The following is a 19,965-nucleotide window of genomic DNA, read 5'->3' as shown; positions in this document are numbered from 1 at the left end:
CCGGGCGCTCCGCCACGCGGAGAGTCCCGTTACGGCGGAGAGTCCCGTTACGCGGAGCGCCGCGGTTCAGTGTGAGCGCCATTTTCCGGCCGGATGATTTAGCATCGCTTTATGCTCGATCTCCATCGCTTGAAGGCGCTGCACGCGGTGTCGGTGTACGGGTCGGTCGGCGCCGCGGCCGAGGCGTTGATGGTGACGCCTTCGGCCATCTCTCAGCAGATCGCCAAGCTCGAGCGCGAGACCGGGGCCCGGCTCATGGAGCGCAGCGGCCGCGGCGTCAAGCTCACCGACGCCGCCGGGCTGCTCGCCGAGCACGCCGAGCGCATCCTCGCGCTCGTCGAGACCGCCGAGGCCGACTTCGAGGCGCTGCGCGGGGCGGTGGTCGGGCGGCTGGTCATGGCCGCCTTCCCGACGGCCGCCCGCGGGCTGCTCCCCGGGGCGCTCAGCGAGCTCAAGCAGCGCCATCCCGACCTGGACCTGGTGCTCCACGAGCGCGAGCCCGAACGGCAGATCCGCGAGGTGTCGCGCGGCGAGCTCGATCTCGCCATCGTGCAGGACTGGCTGAACCGCCCGATGGCGATCCCCGAGGGCCTGTCGCGGGCCTCGCTGCTCGACGACGTGGCCGACGTGGTGCTCCCGGCCTCCCACCCGCTCGCGGGCCGCCGCGAGATCGACCTGGCCGAGCTGCACGGCGAGCGGTGGATCAGCTCCTCACCCGGCACCGTCTGCCACGACTGGCTGGTGTTCACCCTGCGCACGGCGTCGCTGGAGCCGGAGTTCTCCTGTATGGCCGACGAGTACCCGACGCAGACGGCGCTGGTGGCGGCCGGCCACGGCTGCGCCATCGTGCCGCGCCTCGGCCGTGACCACGTCCCGGCGCAGGTCGCCATCGTGCCGATCAGGCCCCGTCCCACCCGGCGCATCTACGCCGTGTGGCGCACGGACGCGGCCCGCCGCCCGGCGATCCGCGCTGCCGTGGAGGTGCTGCGGCAGATGGCCCCACCGCCGGGGCTGGTGCCGGTCTCCGGCGACTCCGGCCAGGCGGCGGGGCCGTCCCCGGCCGAGGCGGGCGGGCTCCACCCGGCGTCCTCCTGACGGCGAGCGCCCCCGCGGCGCCGGGCCACGCTGGCCGCGCCGGGCCGCGCCGGGCCGCGCCGGGCTCGGCTCGGCATGGCGCGTTGAGGCCGGACCAGTAGTCTGGTGTCCGTCATGACTGAAAGCACCGTTGTCCACCTGCTCCGGCACGGAGAGGTGCACAATCCCCAGAACCTGCTCTACGGCAGGCTGCCCGGATACCACCTCTCCGAGAACGGCCGCTCCATGGCCGAGCTGGTGGCCAAGGCCCTCGCGGGCCGCGACATCACCGTGCTCTACAGCTCCCCGCTCGAACGGGCGCAGGAGACCGCGAGCCCGATCGCGCAGACCCTCGACCTGCCGATCAAAACCGACGAGCGGCTGATCGAGGCCGACAACCTCTTCCAGGGCCACGTCATCGGCGGCATGTTCCGCGCGCCGCGCAACCTGCGGCACATGTGGAACCCGGCCCGGCCGTCCTGGGGCGAGCCGTACGTCGAGATCGTCCGGCGCATGCGCGCGGCCATCGACGCCGCCCGCGCCGAGGGCAGGGGCCACGAGGTGGTGATGGTGAGCCACCAGCTCCCGATCTGGGTGATCCGGCTGGCCGCCGAGGGCCGGCGGCTCTGGCACGACCCGCGCCGCCGCCAGTGCGCCCTGGCGAGCCTGACGAGCTTCACCTTCGAGGGCGACCGGCTGGCGAGCGTGGGCTACAGCGAGCCGGCGGCCTCGCTCGTGAAGCCCTCCGGGTCGCTCGGCGCCCCCAAGCGGCGCTAGCCGGACGTCCGCGCGCCCCGTGCCCCGATTTCGAGGGCGTGCGGTGCGCTGGGTAGGGTTTGAAGCTCTACCTCTTGTAGTACAAGGAGACCCTGCTCCGTGTCCACGGTGTCCACCAGGTCCTCGAGGTCGCGTGCCTTCGTCACCGCGCTGCTGGTCGCGGCGGCGCTGGCGGGATGCGCCGGCGGCCAGGGGTCCTCCTCGCAGCCGCAGTCCGGCGACACGCGCTTCGTCGCCGGCGACGGCAGCATGCGCGTGGTGCCCGCCGCCGAGCGGCAGGCGGCCCCGGCCATCGAGGGCCAGACCCTGGACGGCGCCGCGACCGCGCTCGCCGACCACAAGGGCAAGGTCGTCGTGCTCAACTTCTGGGCCTCTTGGTGCGGGCCCTGCCGCGGCGAGGCCCCGGTCCTGAAGGACGTCGCGGCCAAGACCAAGGCTCGCGGCGTGCAGTTCCTCGGGGTGGACGCGAAGGACGACAAGGCGCAGGCGCTGGCCTTCCAGCGCACCCAGCAGCCCGGCTACCCGAGCCTGTACGACCAGCCGGGCAAGGTCGCGCTGGCCTTCCGCGGCATGGTCAACCCGGCGGCGATCCCCTCCACCCTCGTGCTCGACCGGCAGGGCCGGGTCGCCGCGCGAGCGCTGGGAGAGGTCCGCTACTCCGATCTGATGAACGTGGTGACCAAGGTCAGCGATGAGAAGTAGCCGCCGCGCCGCCGCGCGCCCCGCCCGGCGGGGTGCGCCGTGAGCGGCTTCACGGGCACGGTCATGGCGGGCTCGCTGCTGCTCGCCCTGCCAGTGGCGCTGGCCGCGGGCCTGGTGTCGTTCCTGTCGCCCTGCGTGCTCCCGCTGGTGCCCGGTTACCTGTCCTACGTCACCGGCATGAGCGGCGACCCCCGGCGGGGGCGCATGGTGGCGGGCAGCGCCCTGTTCGTCCTGGGCTTCTCGCTGGTCTTCGTCGCCGGCGGCGCGCTGTTCGGGGGCCTCGGGTCCCTGCTGCTCGGCAACGCCGGTGTGATCACCCGCGTGCTGGGCGCGCTGACGATCGTGCTGGGCCTCGCCTTCCTCGGCCTGCTGCCGGGCTTGCAGCGGGACGTGCGCATCCATCGCTTCCCCGCCGCGGGCATCGCGGGCGCGCCGCTGCTCGGCGTGGTCTTCGGCCTGGGCTGGACGCCGTGCATCGGCCCCACGTTGTCGGCCGTGCTCACCCTCTCCCTCGACCAGGCCAGCGCGGTGCGCGGCGCCGTGCTCGCCTTCGCCTACGCCCTGGGGCTGGGCCTGCCGTTCGTCCTGGCGGCGCTCGCCTACCGCAAGGCCATCCAGACGTTCACGGCGGTGCGCCGCCACTCGCGGCTGATCACCCGGCTCGGCGGCGCCATGCTGGTCGTCGTCGGCGTGCTGCTGGTGACCGGCCTGTGGGGCCAGGTCATCGCCGGCCTGCAGGGCTGGGTCGGCGGATTCGAGCCGGTGATCTGATGACGACGACCGAACAGATCCAGGCCGAGCCGGCCCGCCCGGCGGGGCTCGGACCGGTGGGCTGGCTGCGCTGGGCCTGGCGGCTGCTCACCTCAATGCGCACCGCCCTCATCCTGCTGTTCCTGTTCGCGCTGGCCTCGGTGCCCGGGTCGATCTACCCGCAGCGGTCCATCAGCCCCGACAAGGTCGCGCAGTACTTCAAGGACAGCCCCGGCGCCGCGGCCTGGCTGGACCGGCTGTGGCTGTTCGACGTGTTCACCTCGCCGTGGTTCGCGGCGACGTACCTGCTGCTGTTCATCTCGCTCGCCGGGTGCGTGATCCCGCGGGCGGCGGCCCACTTGCGTGAGCTGCGGCGCGAACCGCCCGCGGCGCCGCGCAACCTGTCCCGGCTCCCCCAGCACGCCTCGTTCGAGGCCGGTGGCGCCACGGTGGAGTCCCTCGCCCGGACGCTGCGCGCCAGGCGTTTTCGCACCGTCACCGGGCCGGGCTGGGTGGCCGCCGAGAAGGGCTACCTGCGCGAGACCGGCAACCTGCTGTTCCACGCGGCGCTGCTGGTCCTGCTGGTCGCGGTCGGCGCGGGCGGCCTGTACGGCTACCGCGGCAACGTGCTGGTGGTCGAGGGCAACGGCTTCGCCAACACCGTGGCCGCCTACGACCGGTACATCCCCGGCCAGCGGGTCTCGCCGGACTCCCTGGAGCCGTTCTCCTTCACGTTGCGCGACTTCCAGGCGACCTACGTCGGCTCGGGCGAACGCCGCGGCCAGCCGCTGGACTTCTCGGCGCGGCTCGCGGTGTCCGACCGCCCGGGCGCGCCCGAGCGGCCCTACGACCTGCGGGTCAACGAACCGCTGGAGGTCAACGGCACCCAGACCTACCTGCTCGGGCACGGGTACGCCCCGGTGTTCAAGGTGCTCGACGGCAAGGGGCAGGTGGCCTTCGAGGGGCCGGTGCCGTGCCTGACCGCCGACCAGGTGACCTACACCTCCGAGTGCGTGATCAAGGTGCCGGACGCCCTGCCGCAGCAGCTCGGCTTCCTGGTGAGGTTCCTGCCGACGACCGTCCCGGCGCAGGACGGCTCCTGGGTCTCGGTCTTCCCGGGCGCGGCCAACCCGACGGCCCAGGTGTTCGCCTTCTCCGGCGACCTCGGCATGAATTCCGGGCGCCCGCAGTCGGTGTACCAGCTCGACACCAAGAAGCTCAAGCCTCTGGTCATGGGCCTGAAAACCGAGCCCCTCGCGGTCGGCGGCACCCTGCCGCTGCCCGGCGGCGCCGGCTCGATCCAGCTCACCGGCGTGCGCGAGTGGATCAGCCTGCAGGTCGCCTACGACCCCGGACGGCTCCCGGCGCTGCTGGCGGCGGGGCTGGCCGTGCTGGGGCTGGTGCTCTCGCTCACCGTCCGCCGCCGCCGCGTCTGGGCGCGGGTGGGCGAGGCCGGCGACGAGACCGCCACCGTGGAGGTCGGCGGGCTGACCCGCACCGAGAGCGGCGACGCCGGGTTCGCCGAGGAGTTCGCCGAGATCGTCACGGCCCTGCGGGGCCCACAGGGCGGTGCGGACGACCCGCCGCACGGCCCGCGGACGGAGCGCCCCGCCCCGCCGCGGGAGGCGGGGGACGGCGACGCCGCGCCGCCGCAAGAAGCCGAGGCCGGCAAGGCCGCCTCGCCGCAAGGAGTCAAGGATGCCCACTGACGTCAACGCGGGGCTCGCCACGCTCAGCGACCAGCTGATCCTGGCCACCGTCCTGCTATACGTGTTCGCCATGATCGGCTACGCGCTCGACCTCGGCTTCGGCCGCGGCCGTGGCGCCGGGCGGCCGGTCGCCGCCGGGCGTGGCGCGCAGGCCAGGGTCGCCGTCACGGCCGGCGCCGTCCAGACGCTGGACCGTCCCGCGGACGGCGGCACGAACGCCGCGGACGGCACGGACGGTTCGGACGCCTCGGAGGCCCCGAACGGCGGCTCAGGCGACCGGCAGGACCGTCCGGCAGGCGGTGCACCGCCCGCGTGGGCGGCGCGGGCCGCCACCGTCGCGGTCGCGCTGAGCGGCCTCGGCTGGGTCGCGCACCTCGGCGCCATCATCACCCGCGGCCTGGCCGTCGGCCGCTGGCCGTGGGGCAACATGTACGAGTTCGTGGTGGCGATCTGCTTCGCGGCGGTCACCGCGTTCCTGGTCATGCAGGCGCGCCAGCCGGTGCGCTTCCTCGGCGCGTTCGTCTCGCTCGCCGCGGCGCTCGGGCTGGGCTTCGCCGTCCGCTACCTGCACGTGCAGGCCGGCCCGGTGGTGCCCGCCCTGAACTCCTACTGGATCGCCATCCACGTCACCGCGGCGATCTGCGCGAGCGGGCTGTTCATCCTCGCGGGCGTCGCGGGCATCCTGTACCTCACGCGCGGGGACGGCCCCTCGCGGCTGCCCGGCCGGGCCGAGCTCGATCGGGTGGCGCACCGCGCCATCGTGATCGCCTTCCCGATCTGGACGTTCGCGGTCATCGCCGGCGCCCTGTGGGCCGACAAGGCGTGGGGGCGTTACTGGGGCTGGGACCCCAAGGAGGTCTGGTCGTTCATCGCCTGGATCGCCTACGCGGCCTACCTGCACGCCCGGGCCACGGCCGGCTGGCGGGGACGGGCCGCGGTGATCATCCAGCTCGTCGCGTTCGGTTGCCTGCTGTTCAATCTGGTGGGCGTGAACATCTTCCTGTCGGGTCTGCACTCCTACGCGCAGGTGCCCTGACCGGCTGAGCCCGCCTGGCCCTTAAGCCTCCCCTGACCGCCTCGCGGCCCCCCTAGGGGGCGCTCTCCCGTGCCGGAAACCGCCGGCACGGGAGCTCTGCGGTCGTCTCTCGAAGGGCCCGCGGGGCGGGTTTCAGTCGTCGTCTCGGCGGAGGCGACGGTCGAGGTCGCGGAGGAAGTCAGGGTCGTCGTCGGGGCCACGGGGCGCGGAGGGGCGAGGGCCGGGACGGCCGGTGCGCTGCCGCTGGACGGCCTGCTGGCTCAGTGGTCGGCCGAGGAGCAGCCACAACACACCGCCCAGGTCGACCAGCAGGACGACGATGAGAACCCACAGGAGCTTGGGCAGGTTCCGCACGTCGCCCTCCGGCGTGGTGATCACGTCGAAGAGGCAGTAGAGCCAGAAGGCTAACAGCGCCAGGCCAAGAAGCACGCTAGGCATGTCCGCAGGGTATGCCATCCCACGGGAGATCGTGTCCAGCTCGGATTCACGCGGCCGTCGATCGATCGCCATCGGACATTACTGGTGACTCCCGCGCGGCCCCGACGTACGGTGGACCGTGACCACGCTTCGCGGGATGGGAGAGGTGTGCCGATGCTCGCGTTGGCCCGGGCGCCCTGGGCGCGGCTTTGACGGCGTTCCCGGGCGACAAGGGACGCCATCGCCGAGGCCCGCGCTGGCGGCAGCGGGGGTCCTACGCCTTCCGCGGTGAGGCTCCCCGTGAGGGGGCCGCCGAGTCCGCCGACGCCGACCGCGCCGACTCCGCGCGCGAGGGACGCTCCGACCGCCGCGAGGGCGGGCGGGCCGAGTCCTTCCGCGAGGGGCGCGGCGACTCCGCCGGCGGGCGCAGGGCCGGGCGCCGCGAGAGCAGGGGTGACTCCTTCTGGGCGGGGGACCGCCCGCCCGTCGACGCCGCGGGGGCCGTCACCGCCCCGGTCGTCGACCGGCCGCAGTACATCTGGCGCGACTTCGAGCTCGACGACGAGCCGCCGCTGGCGCAGCCGAACTCCCCTGACACGCCCGACCGGGGTGACGGGCTCAAGCACTGCGGGCCGCTGGAGCAGATCCTGTACCGCCAGTGGGACGCCGCCGAGGGGCCGCCCTCAGCCGACGTCGTCCGGGCGGTCGACAGCCTGGCCCGGCTCCCCGAGCGGCTGAAAGCCCTTCTGGCGGTCGGACTCGACGGCATCTACGTCGGGCCCGGCGGGGTCCCCGATCTGGACGACATGGGCTATCTGCGGGGCGCGCCGCTGCCGTCGGGGAAGGCGACCTGGGACGTCTGCGCGGGCGCCTACGGCGACCGCAAGATCGTGGTCGGCGACCGGCCGTCGCCGACGCCCGACGTGATGATGCACGAGACCGGCCACGCCCTGGACGACATCGACTCCGCGCCGGGCGAGTGGGTGTCGGACTCGGCGGAGTTCGCCGCCCTGTACGACGAGTGCGCTCCGATGTTCGCCTCGGCGTTCCACAAGCAGCCGGGCGGCCTCGGCCGTAAGGAGTTCTTCGCCGACGCCTTCGCCGCCATCGCCTCCCGGCAGCGGCCGGCGCTGGTGGACATGCTCAACGGAGACACGCGCGCCGCGCTCAATGTCATGCTCTTCTTCAACCGGCGCTACGGAATCTAGGTGGTCCGCCATGTACGTCATCCGGCTCGCCGACGGAACGTTGCGGATACCGCGCAGCCTCACCAGCGACGACGGCCGGCTGATCGGCAATGCCTATGTCGAGCTCGATCCGGGCGACCCCGAGTACGCGCGGTGGCTGCCGGAGTCGATCACCGAGGAGCAGGAGGCCGACCGGCGCAGGCGCTGGCGGGAGGAGAACGACGACCTTGAGCGCGAGTTCCTGGCCTTCAAGGAGTCGCAGGCGGGCTCCGATCGTTGAGCGCGGGCCGCGCGCCTGAATGGCAAGGCGCGGGGCCGCGCCGGCGTGCGGGCGCGAGTCCGGGTGGGAACGCCGTACCGCGCGGAGAACGCCGTCCCTGTGGGAACGCGGTCCGTGCGGAGAACGCCTGGAAGATCGGGCCCGAAATATCAGTAAAGGCACGACCCAAAAAGAACAGTGACCCTGCGGCTTCCGGGGGGCACGCAGGATCACCGATGGTGCATGGTGAGGCTCGAGTTCACCGTGCCCCGCGACGCGCGCCGGGCCCGGCGGTCTCTCGCCGCCACGTCAAACACGCGGTGAGTCGCCGCTCGGCCGTTCGGCCGTGAGGACTTCCTCGCCACGCAGGAGAGCGTGCACCTCCGACTCGCGGAAACGCCGGTGCCCTCCGGGGGTTCGGATACTGCTGATACGGCCTGCTGCCGCCCAGCGTGTCACCGTTTTTGGATCGACCCGGAAGAGGGCGGCAACCTCTCCGGGGGTCAGCAGGCGCTCGCTGCTACTCTCCACAATCTCTCCCCCTCGCATCCCGCGTCCTGAAGCGGGCGGACAGGTATCCAGTTTGCCGAGCGAAAACTGATATATCCGCGATTTACATCCAATGATCACGGGTTGTTATCAGCTGACTGCCCGTTTGTTATATGATAGAGCCTCTTTGGGGCGCTCGTGGGTGTTTCTTTACATAAGCGCCGTGATGGGAACACTAGCAGTGCTCGCTCCCGATGCGAAGTGAGCACTGTAAAGCTCCGTGCCCGAAATCGGCTCCCCCGTCCAGGGCGGCCGTTGACGGCCCCCACCGGCACGTGACGTAACCTCGACGTCGTGCGACCGTTTCTCGTTTACACCGCGTCACGGCTGGGTCTGTTCGCCGTCACCCTGGGTGTGCTCTACCTGATCGGCCTCCACAACGTCCTGTGGCTCATCGTGATCAGCTTCGTGATCAGCGGCGTGGCCAGCTACGTGCTGCTGTCCAAGCAGCGGGACGCGGTGAGTGAGCAGATCAGCAAGGGCCGCAGGGGCTAAGGGAGCGGAAACATGCCGACTCGGGCATGGTACTCGTGTCCGAGGTGCGTGGTGTCGCTTCCGACCAGAAGGCCGCCTGTGTGCGCGAGGAAGGCCTTGACGCCGATGCCCCGCTCGCGGGTGGGGTTCCAGGCGAGCGCCTTGCCGGTGGCGGGGTCGATCGCCCCGATGCCGGGCCGCGCCACCGCGCCCGGCCCCGCCGAGTCGGAGCCGCGCGGGTTGTTCAGCCAGCGCTGATGGCCGCCCACGTAGACCGCGGCCCCCGTGACGGCCACCGAGTACAGAGAGTCGCCGCCGGTGTGGTTGACCCATGTGGGCCGGACGCCGTCGCCGCGAGAATAGGTCTCGAAGCGCGCCGCGGAATCGCACAGCTTGCGCGAGCCCTTGGCGCCTCCTGTCGTCACGACGACGAAATAGTGCCCGTCAGGTGAGAAATCCAGCCCCCGCACGTAAGAAGGGAACACCTCTTTACACGCGGTCGAGTAGGACTCGGTGTGCCAGTCGGTTACCGACGGCCGCGCGGCGGCGATGTCGATGAGGCCCACCTGCGGGCGGCGCCTCCCGTCCAGGGTCGTGAACGAGCCGTCCACCGCCAGCCGGTCGCGGGCGGCGGCCATCGCGGAGACCTTCACCTCGCCGCCGAGCCCGCCGCCGGGGGTGACGGTGAAGGACGGGTCCACCGCGCCGGTGGCGGGGTCCACCCTGGCCAGGGCCGTGCGCAGGGTGCGCCCGATGCCGGTGAAGTCGCCGCCGACGTACAGCCGGCCGTCGTGGAGGACGAGGCTGGTGACCTCGCCGCCGTTGACCGGGGCCGAGAAACCCGGCACGGGCGCGCCGTCCGCGACCCTGAGCCGGGCCAGGCCGCGCGCGGGGGCGCCGCCGGCCGAGACGAACGAGCCGCCGGCGTACACCGTGCCGTCGGGGCCGGCGGCCAGCGCGGTCACCGGGCCGTCCACGCGCGGGGCGAAGCCGCGCTCGACCCGCCCGGTGGCGAGGTCGAAGGCGAACAGGTTGCTCCTCGGCAGCCGGCCGGCGGCGCCGGCGTCGCGCACCTGGCTGAACGAGCCGCCGACGACCACGGTGCCGCCGACGAGGGCGAAGGCGTTGACGATGCCGTCGAGCACGTGCGGGGTGGAGTTCACCGGGTCGGCCGACACCACGCGCGGCTGGGCCACCCCGCCGGCGGAGGCGGGGGAGCCAGGGGAGATGAGGACGAGGGCCCCGGCGAGCAGCGGGGCGGCGATTGCGGTCGACCTCCGGGTCGACATTCGGGCGGACATCCACCAAGTCCTAGCAGACGCAGCGTGACCGGGCGACTACTTCGGGTGGATGCGTGCATGCCCACTAAGCTTGTCGCCATGACGCGTGCCTCCCTGGACAAACGGCCGCACGAGGTCGCGGCGATGTTCGACCGCACGGCCCGGCGCTACGACCTGGTCAACGACGTGCTGTCCCTCGGGCAGGACCGGCTCTGGCGCAAGGCGACCGCCGCCGCGGTGGACGCCGGCCCCGGGGAGCTCGTCCTCGACCTGGCCGCGGGCACCGGCACCTCGACCGACACCTTCACCGGCCTCGGCGCGCGGGCCATCGCGTGCGACTTCTCCCTCGGCATGCTGCGCACGGGCGCGGCCCGGCACGGCGGCTCCGGCCTGGTCGGCGGCGGGGTCCGCGGCGTGACGTTCATCGGGGGCGACGCGCTGAAACTTCCATTCGCCGACGGCGTCTTCGACGCGGTGACGATCTCCTTCGGCCTGCGCAACGTCAACGACACCGTCGATGCGCTGCGCGAGATGCTGCGGGTGACCCGCCCGGGCGGACGGCTGGTGGTGTGCGAGTTCTCCCGGCCGACGGTCAAGCCGTTCGAGCTGGTCTACACGCAGTACCTGATGAAGCTGTTGCCGCCGGTCGCGCGGGTGGTGAGCTCAAACCCCGACTCCTACGAGTACCTCGCCGAGTCGATCCGCGCCTGGCCCGACCAGCCGGCCCTGGCCCGGCTGGTGGCCGAGGCCGGGTGGCGGGGCGTCCAGTGGCGCAATCTGTCCCTGGGCGTGGTGGCCTTGCACAGGGCGGTTAAGCCGACCGCGGATGAGTAGGTAAGCTCCATCTGACAGCGGGCAGGGAAAAAGGGTTAGACTTCCGCCGACAAGTTTGTGAAGTAGTTCACAAAGGAACGAAGGCCCCGATCCCAAGGCCCTCGACATCCACGACAGGACAGGTCCCGTGAGCGAGTCAGTCCCCGCGGCGGATGCCGACGTCATCGTCGTCGGCGCCGGGCCCGCGGGTTCGACCACGGCCTTCTATCTCGCACAGGCCGGCTTGAACGTGCTGCTGCTCGAGAAGACGCGCTTCCCGCGCGAGAAGGTCTGCGGGGACGGCCTCACCCCACGCGCCGTCAAAGAGCTGATCGACATGGGCGTCGACATCGACGCCCCGGGGTGGATCCGCAACAAGGGGCTGCGCGTCATCGGCGGCGGCCTGCGCCTCGAACTGCCGTGGCCCGAGCTGTCGAGCTATCCCGACTTCGGCCTCGTGCGCACCCGCATGGACTTCGACGAGATCCTCGCCGGGCACGCCGAGCGCGGCGGCGCCACCGTGCTACAGGGCGTCAACGTCACCGGGCCCGTCCTTGACGAGCGCAGCGGCCACGTCGTCGGCGTCACCGCCAAGAAGGACGGCGAGCAGGTCACCTACCGCTCCCGCCTGGTCGTCGCGGCCGACGGCAACTCCACGCGGATGTCCCTGGCGATGGGCCTGCACCGGCGCGACGACCGCCCCATGGGCGTCGCCGTGCGCACCTACTTCACCAGCCCGCGCCACGACGACGACTGGCTGGAGTCGTGGCTGGAGCTGTGGGACACCGGCGACGACGGCCAGGCGCGGCTGCTGCCCGGCTACGGCTGGGTGTTCGGCGTCGGCGACGGCACCAGCAACGTCGGGCTCGGCCTGCTCAACACCAGCGAGGCGTTCCAGCACCTGGACTACCGCGACCTGCTGCGCCGCTGGGTGAAGAACATGCCTTCCGAGTGGGGGTTCTCCGAGGAGACCATGACCGGGCCGATCCGCGGCGCCGCGCTGCCGATGGCCTTCAACCGCCAGCCGCACTACACCCGGGGATTGGTCCTGGTCGGCGACGCCGGCGGCATGATCAACCCGTTCAACGGCGAGGGCATCGCCTACGCCATGGAGACCGGGCGCATCGCCGCCGACACGATCGCCACGGCCCTGTCGGGCCTGACCCCCGCGCAGCGGGAGCGGGTGCTGCGCGCCTACCCCCAGACCCTCAAGGACGTCTACGGCGGCTACTTCACCCTGGGACGGCTGTTCGTCGAGGCCATCGGCAAGCCGGGCGTCATGGGGTTCCTCACGCGGCACGGTCTGCCACATCCCACTCTGATGCGAATCGCTCTCAAGCTCCTTGCTAATCTCACGGACCGGCGGGGCGATGCGACAGACCGGGTCATCAACGCCCTGTCCAAGGTCACGCCGCCGGCATGACCCAGCACCCGGAACGAAGATCGATGATCGCCCTGCCTAGACTCGTCAACCGATCGAAGAAAGCCACAGCGCTCAGAGGGGACGCATAAGCGATGGAACTGTACGTGCCGATCCTGGTGCTCGCGGTTCTCGCGGCGGGCTTCGCCGTCTTCTCCGTGGGAATCGCGCCCTTCACCGGCCCCAAGCGCTGGAACCGCGCCAAGCTCGACGCCTACGAATGCGGCATCGAGCCGACCCCGCAGCCCGTGGGCGGCGGCCGGTTCCCCCTGAAGTACATGATCACGGCGATGCTCTTCATCGTGTTCGACATCGAGATCATCTTCCTTTATCCGTGGGCGGTCGCTTTCGACAAGCTCGGGGTCTTCGGGCTGGTCGAGATGGTGCTGTTCATCGTCACCGTGCTGGTCGCCTACGCCTACGTGTGGCGTCGCCGCGGCCTGGACTGGGACTGAGAGGCAGCGTGCCGGAGGCGCGCGAGAGGAAGCACTGAGATGGGTCTCGAAGAGAAACTGCCCAGCGGGTTCATCCTGTCCACCGTGGAGCAGGCGGCCGGATGGGCGCGGAAGAACTCCGTGTGGCCGGCCACGTTCGGCCTGGCCTGCTGCGCCATCGAGCTGATGGCCACCGGCGGCCCCAACCACGACCTCGCCCGGTTCGGCATGGAGCGCGCCTCGGCGTCCCCCCGCCAGGCCGACCTGATGATCGTGGCCGGGCGCCTGTCGCAGAAGATGGCGCCGGTGCTGCGCCAGATCTACGACCAGATGGCCGAGCCCAAGTGGGTCATCGCCATGGGCGTGTGCGCGTCCAGCGGCGGCATGTTCAACAACTACGCGATCGTGCAGGGCGTCGACCACGTCGTGCCGGTGGACATCTACCTGCCCGGCTGCCCGCCGCGCCCCGAGATGCTCATCGACGCGATCGTCAAGCTGCACGACAAGATCCAGAACATGAAGTTCGGCGCCCACCGCGCCAAGCAGATCGACGAGCTGGAACTGCGGGCTCTGCGGTCGCTTCCGCTCATCGATCAGGGGACCTCGAAATGAGCACTGACAACCTTCCCGGAGTGCCCGAGGAGCCGATCGCCCGCCGGGGCATGTTCGGCGCCTCCGACTCCGGTGACACCTCCGGATACGGCCGCCTGGTCGTGCGCCGGGCCCCGCAGCTGTCGAGCGCCCGGCCCTATGGCGGCTACTTCGACGACGTGGCCGACGCGCTCGAGAGCGCGGCGGGGGACGCCTTCGAGGGCATGGTCGAGCGCGTGGTCGTCGACCGCGGCGAGCTGACGGTCCACGTCGCGCGCGAGCGGCTGGTGGAGGTCATGCGCCACCTGCGCGACGGTCTGGCGCTGCGCTTCGAGCTCTCCCTCGGCGTCTCGGGCGTGCACTACCCCGACGAGACCGGCGCCGAACTGCACGCGGTGTATCACCTGTGCTCGATCACCCACAACCGGCGCATTCGGGTCGAAGTCTCTTGCCCCGACGCAGATCCGCATATTCCGTCCACGGTGTCGCTGTACCCGACGCACGACTGGCACGAACGCGAGACCTACGACTTCTTCGGCATCGTCTTCGACGGCCACCCGGCCCTCACCCGCATCGAGATGCCCGACGACTGGGACGGCCACCCGCAGCGCAAGGACTACCCGCTCGGCGGCATCCCGGTCCAGTACCGCGGCGCCACCATCCCCTCGCCGGACAACAGGAGGTCGTACGCATGACCGCCATCCACGACGGTGAGACCGCCCGGGACGAGCAGGACGTCGCCGAGGGCCGGGTCTACAACGTCAACGGGCAGGACTGGGACCATGTCGTCGACGCGGTCGCCGAGTCGTCCGAAGAGCGCCTGGTCATCAACATGGGCCCCCAGCACCCCTCGACCCACGGCGTGCTTCGCCTGGTGCTGACCCTCGACGGCGAGACCGTCACCGAGGCCCGCACGGTGATCGGTTACCTGCACACCGGCATCGAGAAGAACATGGAGTTCCGGACGTGGACCCAGGGGGTCACGTTCGTCACCCGCATGGACTACCTCTCGCCGATCTTCAACGAGACGGCGTACTGCCTGGCGGTCGAGAAGCTCCTCGGCATCTCCGAGCGGGTGCCGCTGCGCGCGCAGACCATCCGGGTCATGATGATGGAGCTCAACCGCATCTCCTCCCACCTGGTGGCCATCGCGACCTTCGGCCTGGAGCTCGGCGCGACCACGCCGATGCTGTTCGGCTTCCGTGAGCGCGAGATGGTGCTCGACCTGTTCGAGTACATCACCGGCCTGCGCATGAACATGGCCTACGTGCGGCCGGGCGGCGTCTCGGTCGACCTGCCCGCCGGCGCCGTCGACAAGATCGGCGAGTTCCTCAAGGTCATGCCGGGCCGCATCAAGGAGATGCGCAAGCTGCTGGACGCCAATCCGGCCTACACCCGGCGCACCAAGGACGTCGCCTACCTCGACCTCACCGGCTGCATGGCCCTCGGCATCACCGGGCCCATGCTCCGGGCGGCGGGCCTGCCGTGGGACCTGCGCAAGTCGCAGCCCTACTGCGGCTACGAGACCTACGACTTCGAGGTCCCCACCGAGACCACCTGCGACGTCTACGGCCGCTACCTGGTGCGCGTGGCCGAGATGGAGGAGTCCCTTAAGATCATCGGCCAGTGCCTCGACCGGCTGTCCGGCTCGGAGCTCAAGGGCAAGCCCGTCATGATCGAGGACAAGAAGATCGGCTGGCCTTCGCAGCTCGCGCTCGGCCCCGACGGCCTCGGCAACTCGCCCGACCACATCGCCCACATCATGAGCAGCTCCATGGAGGCGCTCATCCACCACTTCAAGCTGGTGACCGAGGGCTTCCGGGTCCCGGCGGGACAGGCGTACGTGCCGGTGGAGTCGCCCCGCGGCGAGCTCGGCGCCCACGTCGTGAGCGACGGGGGCACCCGCCCCTATCGCGTACACTTCCGCGACCCTTCGTTCACGAACCTGCAGGCCGTGCCCGCGACCTGCGAGGGCGGCATGGTCGCCGACGTCATCGCCGCGGTCGCCTCGATCGACCCGGTCATGGGAGGTGTGGACCGGTGACGACCTATTCGCCGGAAGTCCGCGAGCGTCTCGAACGCGACGCGAAAGAGATCATCGGACGCTACCCGAAGACCCGCTCGGCGCTGCTGCCGCTGCTGCACCTGGTGCAGGCGGAGGACGGCTACGTCTCCGACGCCGGCCAGGAGTTCTGCGCCGAGATGCTCGGCCTGAGCAAGGCCGAGGTCGTGGGCGTCTCGACCTTCTACACGATGTACAAGCGCAAGCCCGCCGGCGAGTACCACGTGGGCGTCTGCATCAACGCGCTGTGCGCGATCATGGGCGGCGACCAGATCTGGGACGAGCTCAGCGAGCACGTCGGCGTCGGCAACGGCGACACCACCGCCGACGGCAAGGTGTCCCTCGAGCGCATCGAGTGCAACGCGGCCTGCGACTTCGCGCCGGTCATGATGGTCAACTGGGAGTTCTTCGACAACCAGACCCCCGAGACCGCCAAGCGGCTGGTCGACGACCTGCGCGCCGGCAAGGAGGTCACGCCGACCCGCGGCCCGGGCCGCCTGTGCTCGTTCAAGGACGCCTCGCGCGTGCTCGCGGGCCTGCCCGACGGCCAGGCCGGCGACGGCCCCTCGGCCGCCGGCCCCTCGCTCGAGGGCCTGAAGATCGCCAAGGCGAACGGCTGGACGGCACCGAAGGGGGCCTCGGAATGACCACTCTGACTCCGGTCCTCACCGCGAACTGGGATCGGGCGGACTCCTTCACCCTCCAGGGCTACGGCGAGTACTCCGCGGCCAAGAAGGCGCTGGGCATGGAGCCCGACGCCATCATCAAGGCGGTCAAGGACTCCGGCCTGCGCGGCCGGGGCGGCGCCGGCTTCCCGACCGGCATGAAGTGGGGCTTCATCCCGCAGGGCGACGGCAAGGCGCACTACCTGGTGGTCAACGCCGACGAGTCCGAGCCGGGCACCTGCAAGGACATCCCGCTCATGATGGCCAACCCCCACTCGCTGGTCGAGGGCGTCATCATCACCGCCTACGCCATCCGCGCCAACCAGGCCTTCATCTACGTGCGCGGCGAGGTGCTTCACGTCATCCGCCGCGTGCAGGCGGCCGTGCGCGAGGCGTACGAGAAGGGCTACCTCGGCACCGACATCTTCGGCTCCGGCTACGACCTGGAGCTCGTCGTGCACAGCGGAGCGGGCGCCTACATCTGCGGCGAGGAGACCGCCCTGCTCGACTCGCTGGAAGGTTACAGAGGCCAACCCCGTCTCAAGCCCCCCTTCCCCGCGGTCGCGGGTCTTTACGCGTGTCCCACCGTCATCAACAACGTCGAGTCGGTCGCCAGCGTTCCCAGCATCGTCGCCAACGGCGCCGACTGGTTCGCCTCGATGGGCACCGAGAAGTCCAAGGGCTTCGGCATCTTCTCCCTGAGCGGCCACGTCACCCGCCCCGGCCAGTACGAGGCGCCGCTGGGCATCACCCTGCGCGAGCTGCTGGACATGGCGGGCGGCGTCCGGGAGGGCCACCGGCTGAAGTTCTGGACGCCGGGCGGGTCCTCCACGCCGATCTTCACCGACGAGCACCTGGACGTGCCCCTCGACTTCGAGTCGGTCGGCGCCAAGGGGTCCATGCTCGGCACCCGCGCGCTGCAGATCTTCGACGAGACCACCTGCGTGGTCCGCGCCGTGCTGCGCTGGACGGAGTTCTACGCGCACGAGTCCTGCGGCAAGTGCACCCCCTGCCGCGAGGGCACCTACTGGCTCAAGCAGGTGCTCAGGCGGCTGGAGAAGGGCCAGGGCACCGAAGAGGACCTCGGCACGATCACCGACATCGCCGACAACATCCTCGGCCGATCGTTCTGCGCCCTCGGCGACGGCGCGACCAGCCCGATCCACTCGTCGGTGAAGCACTTCCGCGACGAATACCTCAAGCACTTCGAGATCGGCGGATGCCCCTTCGACCGGGCGGCGTCCACCGTGTGGGGGGCCTCCGCATGACCGTTCAGACATCCTCGGCAGGACCGGTCGAGCAGCCGGTGGACATGCTGACCCTCACCATCGACGGCTTCCAGGTCACCGTCCCGAAGGGCACGCTGATCATCCGGGCGGCGGAGCTGCTGGGCATCCAGATCCCGCGGTTCTGCGACCACCCGCTGCTGGAGCCGGCGGCCAACTGCCGCCAGTGCCTGGTGGACATCACCGACGCCGGCAACGGCCGCGGCTTCCCCAAGCCGCAGCCGTCCTGCGCCATCGAGGTCGCCCAGGGCATGGTCGTGCAGACGCAGCTCACCTCGCCGGTCGCCGAGAAGGCCCAGCGCGGGGTCATGGAGCTGCTGCTCATGAACCACCCGCTCGACTGCCCGGTCTGCGACAAGGGCGGCGAGTGCCCCCTGCAGAACCAGGCCATGTCGAACGGCCAGGGCGAGTCCCGGTTCCAAGAGAGCAAGCGCACCTTCGAGAAGCCCATCCCGCTGTCCACCGAGGTGCTGCTCGACCGCGAGCGCTGCGTCCAGTGCGCCCGCTGCATCCGCTTCTCCGATGAGATCGCCGGCGACCCGCTGATCGACTTCTTCGAGCGCGGCGCCGCCGAGCAGGTCGGCGTCGCCAACGGCGAGCCGTTCGAGTCGTACTTCTCCGGCAACACCATCCAGATCTGCCCGGTGGGCGCGCTCACCGGCGCCGCCTACCGCTTCCGCGCCCGGCCGTTCGACCTGGTGTCGACCCCGAGCGCCTGCGAGCACTGCGCGAGCGGCTGCGAGCTGCGCACCGACCACCGCCGCGGCCGGGTCACCCGCCGCCTCGCCGTGGACGACCCGCAGGTCAACGAGGAGTGGAACTGCGACAAGGGCCGGTGGGCCTTCTCCTACACCACCGAGCCCGACCGCCTGCAGACGCCGCTGGTCCGCGACGCCGAGGGCTACCTGCGCCCCGCCTCCTGGCCCGAGGCCCTGACCGCCGCCGCCGAGGGCCTGTCCCGGGCGCGCGGCAGGGCCGGCGTGCTGGTCGGCGGCCGGGTGACCGTCGAGGACGCCTACGCCTACGCCAAGTTCGCGCGCGTCGCGCTCGGCACCAACGACGTCGACTTCCGCGCCCGCCCCCTGTCGGAGGAGGAGTCGGGGTTCCTGGCCCACGCGGTGGCGGGCAAGGGCATCGAGGTCTCCTACGCCGACCTGGAGAAGGCCCCGGCCGTCCTGCTCGTCGGGTTCGAGCCCGAAGAGGAGTCGCCGATGGTCTTCCTGCGCCTGCGCAAGGCGTGGCGCAAGCGCGGCGTGAAGGTCTTCTCCGTGGCCCCGTTCGCCACCCCCGGCCTGGCCAAGATGGGCGGCACGCTGGTGCGCACGACGCCCGGCGCCGAGGCCGAGGCCCTGGGCGAGCTGATCTCCGGCGCCTCCGCCGCCGCCGAGGCGCTCAAGCAGCCCGGCACGGTCATCATGGTCGGCGAGCGGCTCGCCACCTCCCGCGGCGCCCTGTCCGCCGTCCTGCGGCTGAGCGCCACCTCCGGCGCCCGGCTCGCCTGGGTGCCCCGCCGGGCCGGTGAGCGCGGCGCCGTCGAGGCCGGCGCGATGCCGAACCTGCTGCCGATCGGCCGTCCGGTCTCCGACGAGGCCGCCCGCGCCGAGATCGCCCGCGCCTGGAACGTCGCCGGCCTGCCCGACGCCCCCGGGCGCGACACCGGCGCCATCCTCGCCGCCGCGCTCACCGGCGAGCTGGACGCGCTGGTCGTCGGTGGCGTGGACCCCTACGACCTGGCCGACCCCGAGGCGACGCTGGCCGCCCTGGAGAACACCCCGTTCGTGGTCTCGCTGGAGATGCGCGCCAGCGCCGTCACCGACCGCGCCGACGTCGTGCTGCCCATCGCGGCCGTCACCGAGAAGAGCGGCACGTTCGTCGACTGGGAGGGCCGCGGCCGCTCCTTCGAGCGGGCCATCGAGGTGCCGGGCGTGATGAGCGACCTGCGCGCCATCGCGGCTCTCGGCGACCACATGGACGTCCACCTGGGCCTGCCCGACGCCGCCGCCGCCCGCCGCGAGCTCGCGGCCATCGGCGCCTGGCGCGGCGTCCGCGTGAGCGCCCCCGGCGTCAGCGGCGGCACCCACGCCGAGCCGGCCGCGGGCGAGGCCGTCCTGGCCACCTGGCACCTGCTGCTGGACTCCGGCCGTCTGCAGGACGGCGAGCCCTACCTGGCCGGAACGGGCCGGGCCGTCGAGGCACTGATGTCGGAGACCACGGCCGCCGAGATAGGCGCGCTGGACAGCGGTAAGGTCACGATCACCACGGAGGGCGGCGCCGTCACGCTGCCCGCGCGGGTGGCCGACCTGCCCGACCGCGTCGTGTGGGTGCCGGCCAACTCGGCCGGCTGCTCGGTCACCCGGGACCTGCGCGCCGTGGCCGGTGACGTCGTCAAGATCGGGAGTGGCTCATGAGCGGCGCAGCCTGCGCTGTGAGCGAAGTGGCCGGCGGAGCACGCGCCGCCCGCGCAGCGAATGAGGAGTTGG

At 71.5% G+C, this 19,965-nt stretch carries 21 protein-coding genes; 18 read left to right on the top strand and 3 right to left on the bottom strand.

All coding sequences use genetic code 11. The features are described 5' to 3' along the window. Nucleotides 1–111: 111 nt before the first annotated feature. The 6 genes from ACWEN6_RS06760 to ccsB all read left to right on the top strand — a co-directional run bounded on the left by ACWEN6_RS06760 (nt 112) and on the right by ccsB (nt 6,048). A complete protein-coding gene (locus ACWEN6_RS06760) occupies nt 112–1,095 on the top strand; it encodes a LysR family transcriptional regulator (protein WP_354837807.1) in 984 nt (327 codons plus the stop codon). Nucleotides 1,096–1,209: 114 nt separating this feature from the next. Then, nucleotides 1,210–1,851: a histidine phosphatase family protein gene (locus ACWEN6_RS06755; RefSeq protein WP_452569313.1), complete on the top strand. Its 642-nt coding sequence runs from the start codon at nt 1,210–1,212 to the stop codon at nt 1,849–1,851. 99 nt (nt 1,852–1,950) lie between these two features. Further along, on the top strand, nt 1,951–2,553 hold the full coding sequence (locus ACWEN6_RS06750) for a TlpA family protein disulfide reductase (protein ID WP_354923197.1): 603 nt from the start codon (nt 1,951–1,953) through the stop codon (nt 2,551–2,553). A 63-nt stretch (nt 2,554–2,616) separates the two neighbouring features. Beyond that, entirely contained in the window at nt 2,617–3,324 is a 708-nt protein-coding gene (locus ACWEN6_RS06745; protein WP_354923335.1) for a cytochrome c biogenesis CcdA family protein, read from the top strand. Next, complete coding sequence (gene resB, locus ACWEN6_RS06740) at nt 3,324–5,012, top strand: cytochrome c biogenesis protein ResB (protein ID WP_452569312.1); 1,689 nt, start codon at nt 3,324–3,326, stop codon at nt 5,010–5,012. Before ACWEN6_RS06745 ends, resB begins: the two co-directional genes overlap by 1 nt. Then, nucleotides 5,002–6,048: a c-type cytochrome biogenesis protein CcsB gene (gene ccsB / locus ACWEN6_RS06735; RefSeq protein ID WP_452569311.1), complete on the top strand. Its 1,047-nt coding sequence runs from the start codon at nt 5,002–5,004 to the stop codon at nt 6,046–6,048. The genes resB and ccsB overlap by 11 nt, the downstream gene beginning before the upstream one ends. A 132-nt stretch (nt 6,049–6,180) precedes the next feature. Here the strand turns inward: ccsB and ACWEN6_RS06730 are convergent, their stop codons facing one another. Further along, entirely contained in the window at nt 6,181–6,486 is a 306-nt protein-coding gene (locus ACWEN6_RS06730) for a PLDc N-terminal domain-containing protein (RefSeq protein WP_354837816.1), read from the bottom strand. 188 nt (nt 6,487–6,674) lie between these two features. Between ACWEN6_RS06730 and ACWEN6_RS06725 the strand changes: the two genes are divergently transcribed. Together ACWEN6_RS06725 and ACWEN6_RS06720 are read left to right on the top strand one after the other, a co-directional pair. Further along, the gene (locus ACWEN6_RS06725; protein WP_354837818.1) at nt 6,675–7,673 is read left to right on the top strand and encodes a hypothetical protein; all 999 of its coding nucleotides are present in this window, start codon (nt 6,675–6,677) and stop codon (nt 7,671–7,673) included. Nucleotides 7,674–7,683: 10 nt separating this feature from the next. Continuing rightward, entirely contained in the window at nt 7,684–7,932 is a 249-nt protein-coding gene (locus tag ACWEN6_RS06720) for a hypothetical protein (RefSeq protein WP_354837820.1), read from the top strand. Nucleotides 7,933–8,220: 288 nt separating this feature from the next. Here the strand turns inward: ACWEN6_RS06720 and ACWEN6_RS06715 are convergent, their stop codons facing one another. Continuing rightward, nucleotides 8,221–8,460, bottom strand: coding sequence for a BldC family transcriptional regulator (locus ACWEN6_RS06715; protein WP_189165217.1), 240 nt, complete (start codon nt 8,458–8,460; stop codon nt 8,221–8,223). 294 nt (nt 8,461–8,754) lie between these two features. On the opposite strand from ACWEN6_RS06715, the gene ACWEN6_RS06710 reads away from it, so the two are divergent. Then, on the top strand, nt 8,755–8,955 hold the full coding sequence (locus tag ACWEN6_RS06710; RefSeq protein WP_354837822.1) for a DUF4229 domain-containing protein: 201 nt from the start codon (nt 8,755–8,757) through the stop codon (nt 8,953–8,955). On the opposite strand, the gene ACWEN6_RS06705 is transcribed toward ACWEN6_RS06710, so the two are convergent. Beyond that, on the bottom strand, nt 8,952–10,235 hold the full coding sequence (locus tag ACWEN6_RS06705) for a delta-60 repeat domain-containing protein (protein WP_452569310.1): 1,284 nt from the start codon (nt 10,233–10,235) through the stop codon (nt 8,952–8,954). The two genes, ACWEN6_RS06710 and ACWEN6_RS06705, sit on opposite strands and share 4 nt — an antisense overlap. A 78-nt stretch (nt 10,236–10,313) precedes the next feature. On the opposite strand from ACWEN6_RS06705, the gene ACWEN6_RS06700 reads away from it, so the two are divergent. The 9 genes from ACWEN6_RS06700 (at nt 10,314) to ACWEN6_RS06660 (ending at nt 19,893) form a co-directional block, all read left to right on the top strand. Next, on the top strand, nt 10,314–11,048 hold the full coding sequence (locus tag ACWEN6_RS06700; RefSeq protein ID WP_452569309.1) for a demethylmenaquinone methyltransferase: 735 nt from the start codon (nt 10,314–10,316) through the stop codon (nt 11,046–11,048). 127 nt (nt 11,049–11,175) lie between these two features. Next, nucleotides 11,176–12,450, top strand: a complete 1,275-nt coding sequence (locus ACWEN6_RS06695) for a geranylgeranyl reductase family protein (RefSeq protein WP_452569308.1) — start codon at nt 11,176–11,178, stop codon at nt 12,448–12,450. Nucleotides 12,451–12,542: 92 nt separating this feature from the next. Then, nucleotides 12,543–12,902: an NADH-quinone oxidoreductase subunit A gene (locus tag ACWEN6_RS06690; protein WP_036325316.1), complete on the top strand. Its 360-nt coding sequence runs from the start codon at nt 12,543–12,545 to the stop codon at nt 12,900–12,902. A 39-nt stretch (nt 12,903–12,941) separates the two neighbouring features. Then, nucleotides 12,942–13,493, top strand: coding sequence for a NuoB/complex I 20 kDa subunit family protein (locus tag ACWEN6_RS06685; protein WP_354837830.1), 552 nt, complete (start codon nt 12,942–12,944; stop codon nt 13,491–13,493). Further along, nucleotides 13,490–14,167: an NADH-quinone oxidoreductase subunit C gene (locus ACWEN6_RS06680; RefSeq protein WP_452569307.1), complete on the top strand. Its 678-nt coding sequence runs from the start codon at nt 13,490–13,492 to the stop codon at nt 14,165–14,167. The genes ACWEN6_RS06685 and ACWEN6_RS06680 overlap by 4 nt, the downstream gene beginning before the upstream one ends. Beyond that, nucleotides 14,164–15,516, top strand: coding sequence for an NADH-quinone oxidoreductase subunit D (locus ACWEN6_RS06675; RefSeq protein WP_452569306.1), 1,353 nt, complete (start codon nt 14,164–14,166; stop codon nt 15,514–15,516). Before ACWEN6_RS06680 ends, ACWEN6_RS06675 begins: the two co-directional genes overlap by 4 nt. Continuing rightward, complete coding sequence (gene nuoE / locus ACWEN6_RS06670) at nt 15,513–16,181, top strand: NADH-quinone oxidoreductase subunit NuoE (protein ID WP_354837836.1); 669 nt, start codon at nt 15,513–15,515, stop codon at nt 16,179–16,181. Before ACWEN6_RS06675 ends, nuoE begins: the two co-directional genes overlap by 4 nt. After that, on the top strand, nt 16,178–17,467 hold the full coding sequence (gene nuoF / locus ACWEN6_RS06665) for an NADH-quinone oxidoreductase subunit NuoF (RefSeq protein ID WP_452569305.1): 1,290 nt from the start codon (nt 16,178–16,180) through the stop codon (nt 17,465–17,467). The genes nuoE and nuoF overlap by 4 nt, the downstream gene beginning before the upstream one ends. Next, nucleotides 17,464–19,893: an NADH-quinone oxidoreductase subunit G gene (locus tag ACWEN6_RS06660; protein WP_452569304.1), complete on the top strand. Its 2,430-nt coding sequence runs from the start codon at nt 17,464–17,466 to the stop codon at nt 19,891–19,893. The genes nuoF and ACWEN6_RS06660 overlap by 4 nt, the downstream gene beginning before the upstream one ends. Nucleotides 19,894–19,965 lie beyond the last annotated feature (72 nt).

The sequence above is a fragment of the Sphaerisporangium sp. NPDC004334 genome (assembly GCF_053602655.1).
Note: the sequence above shows the minus strand (reverse complement) of the source record. Positions and strands in the feature narration are given on the sequence as shown.

Bases quoted from the DNA above. Each gene is read 5' to 3' on its own strand.
- ACWEN6_RS06760 (WP_354837807.1), top strand. From the start codon at position 112: ATGCTCGATCTCCATCGCTTGAAGGCGCTGCACGCGGTGTCGGTGTAC.
- ACWEN6_RS06755 (WP_452569313.1), top strand. From the start codon at position 1,210: ATGACTGAAAGCACCGTTGTCCACCTGCTCCGGCACGGAGAGGTGCAC.
- ACWEN6_RS06745 (WP_354923335.1), top strand. From the start codon at position 2,617: ATGGCGGGCTCGCTGCTGCTCGCCCTGCCAGTGGCGCTGGCCGCGGGC.
- resB (WP_452569312.1), top strand. From the start codon at position 3,324: ATGACGACGACCGAACAGATCCAGGCCGAGCCGGCCCGCCCGGCGGGG.
- ccsB (WP_452569311.1), top strand. From the start codon at position 5,002: ATGCCCACTGACGTCAACGCGGGGCTCGCCACGCTCAGCGACCAGCTG.
- ACWEN6_RS06730 (WP_354837816.1), bottom strand. From the start codon at position 6,486: ATGCCTAGCGTGCTTCTTGGCCTGGCGCTGTTAGCCTTCTGGCTCTAC.
- ACWEN6_RS06720 (WP_354837820.1), top strand. From the start codon at position 7,684: ATGTACGTCATCCGGCTCGCCGACGGAACGTTGCGGATACCGCGCAGC.
- ACWEN6_RS06715 (WP_189165217.1), bottom strand. From the start codon at position 8,460: ATGCGAGGGGGAGAGATTGTGGAGAGTAGCAGCGAGCGCCTGCTGACC.
- ACWEN6_RS06705 (WP_452569310.1), bottom strand. From the start codon at position 10,235: ATGTCCGCCCGAATGTCGACCCGGAGGTCGACCGCAATCGCCGCCCCG.
- ACWEN6_RS06700 (WP_452569309.1), top strand. From the start codon at position 10,314: ATGACGCGTGCCTCCCTGGACAAACGGCCGCACGAGGTCGCGGCGATG.
- ACWEN6_RS06690 (WP_036325316.1), top strand. From the start codon at position 12,543: ATGGAACTGTACGTGCCGATCCTGGTGCTCGCGGTTCTCGCGGCGGGC.
- ACWEN6_RS06685 (WP_354837830.1), top strand. From the start codon at position 12,942: ATGGGTCTCGAAGAGAAACTGCCCAGCGGGTTCATCCTGTCCACCGTG.
- ACWEN6_RS06680 (WP_452569307.1), top strand. From the start codon at position 13,490: ATGAGCACTGACAACCTTCCCGGAGTGCCCGAGGAGCCGATCGCCCGC.
- ACWEN6_RS06675 (WP_452569306.1), top strand. From the start codon at position 14,164: ATGACCGCCATCCACGACGGTGAGACCGCCCGGGACGAGCAGGACGTC.
- nuoF (WP_452569305.1), top strand. From the start codon at position 16,178: ATGACCACTCTGACTCCGGTCCTCACCGCGAACTGGGATCGGGCGGAC.
- ACWEN6_RS06660 (WP_452569304.1), top strand. From the start codon at position 17,464: ATGACCGTTCAGACATCCTCGGCAGGACCGGTCGAGCAGCCGGTGGAC.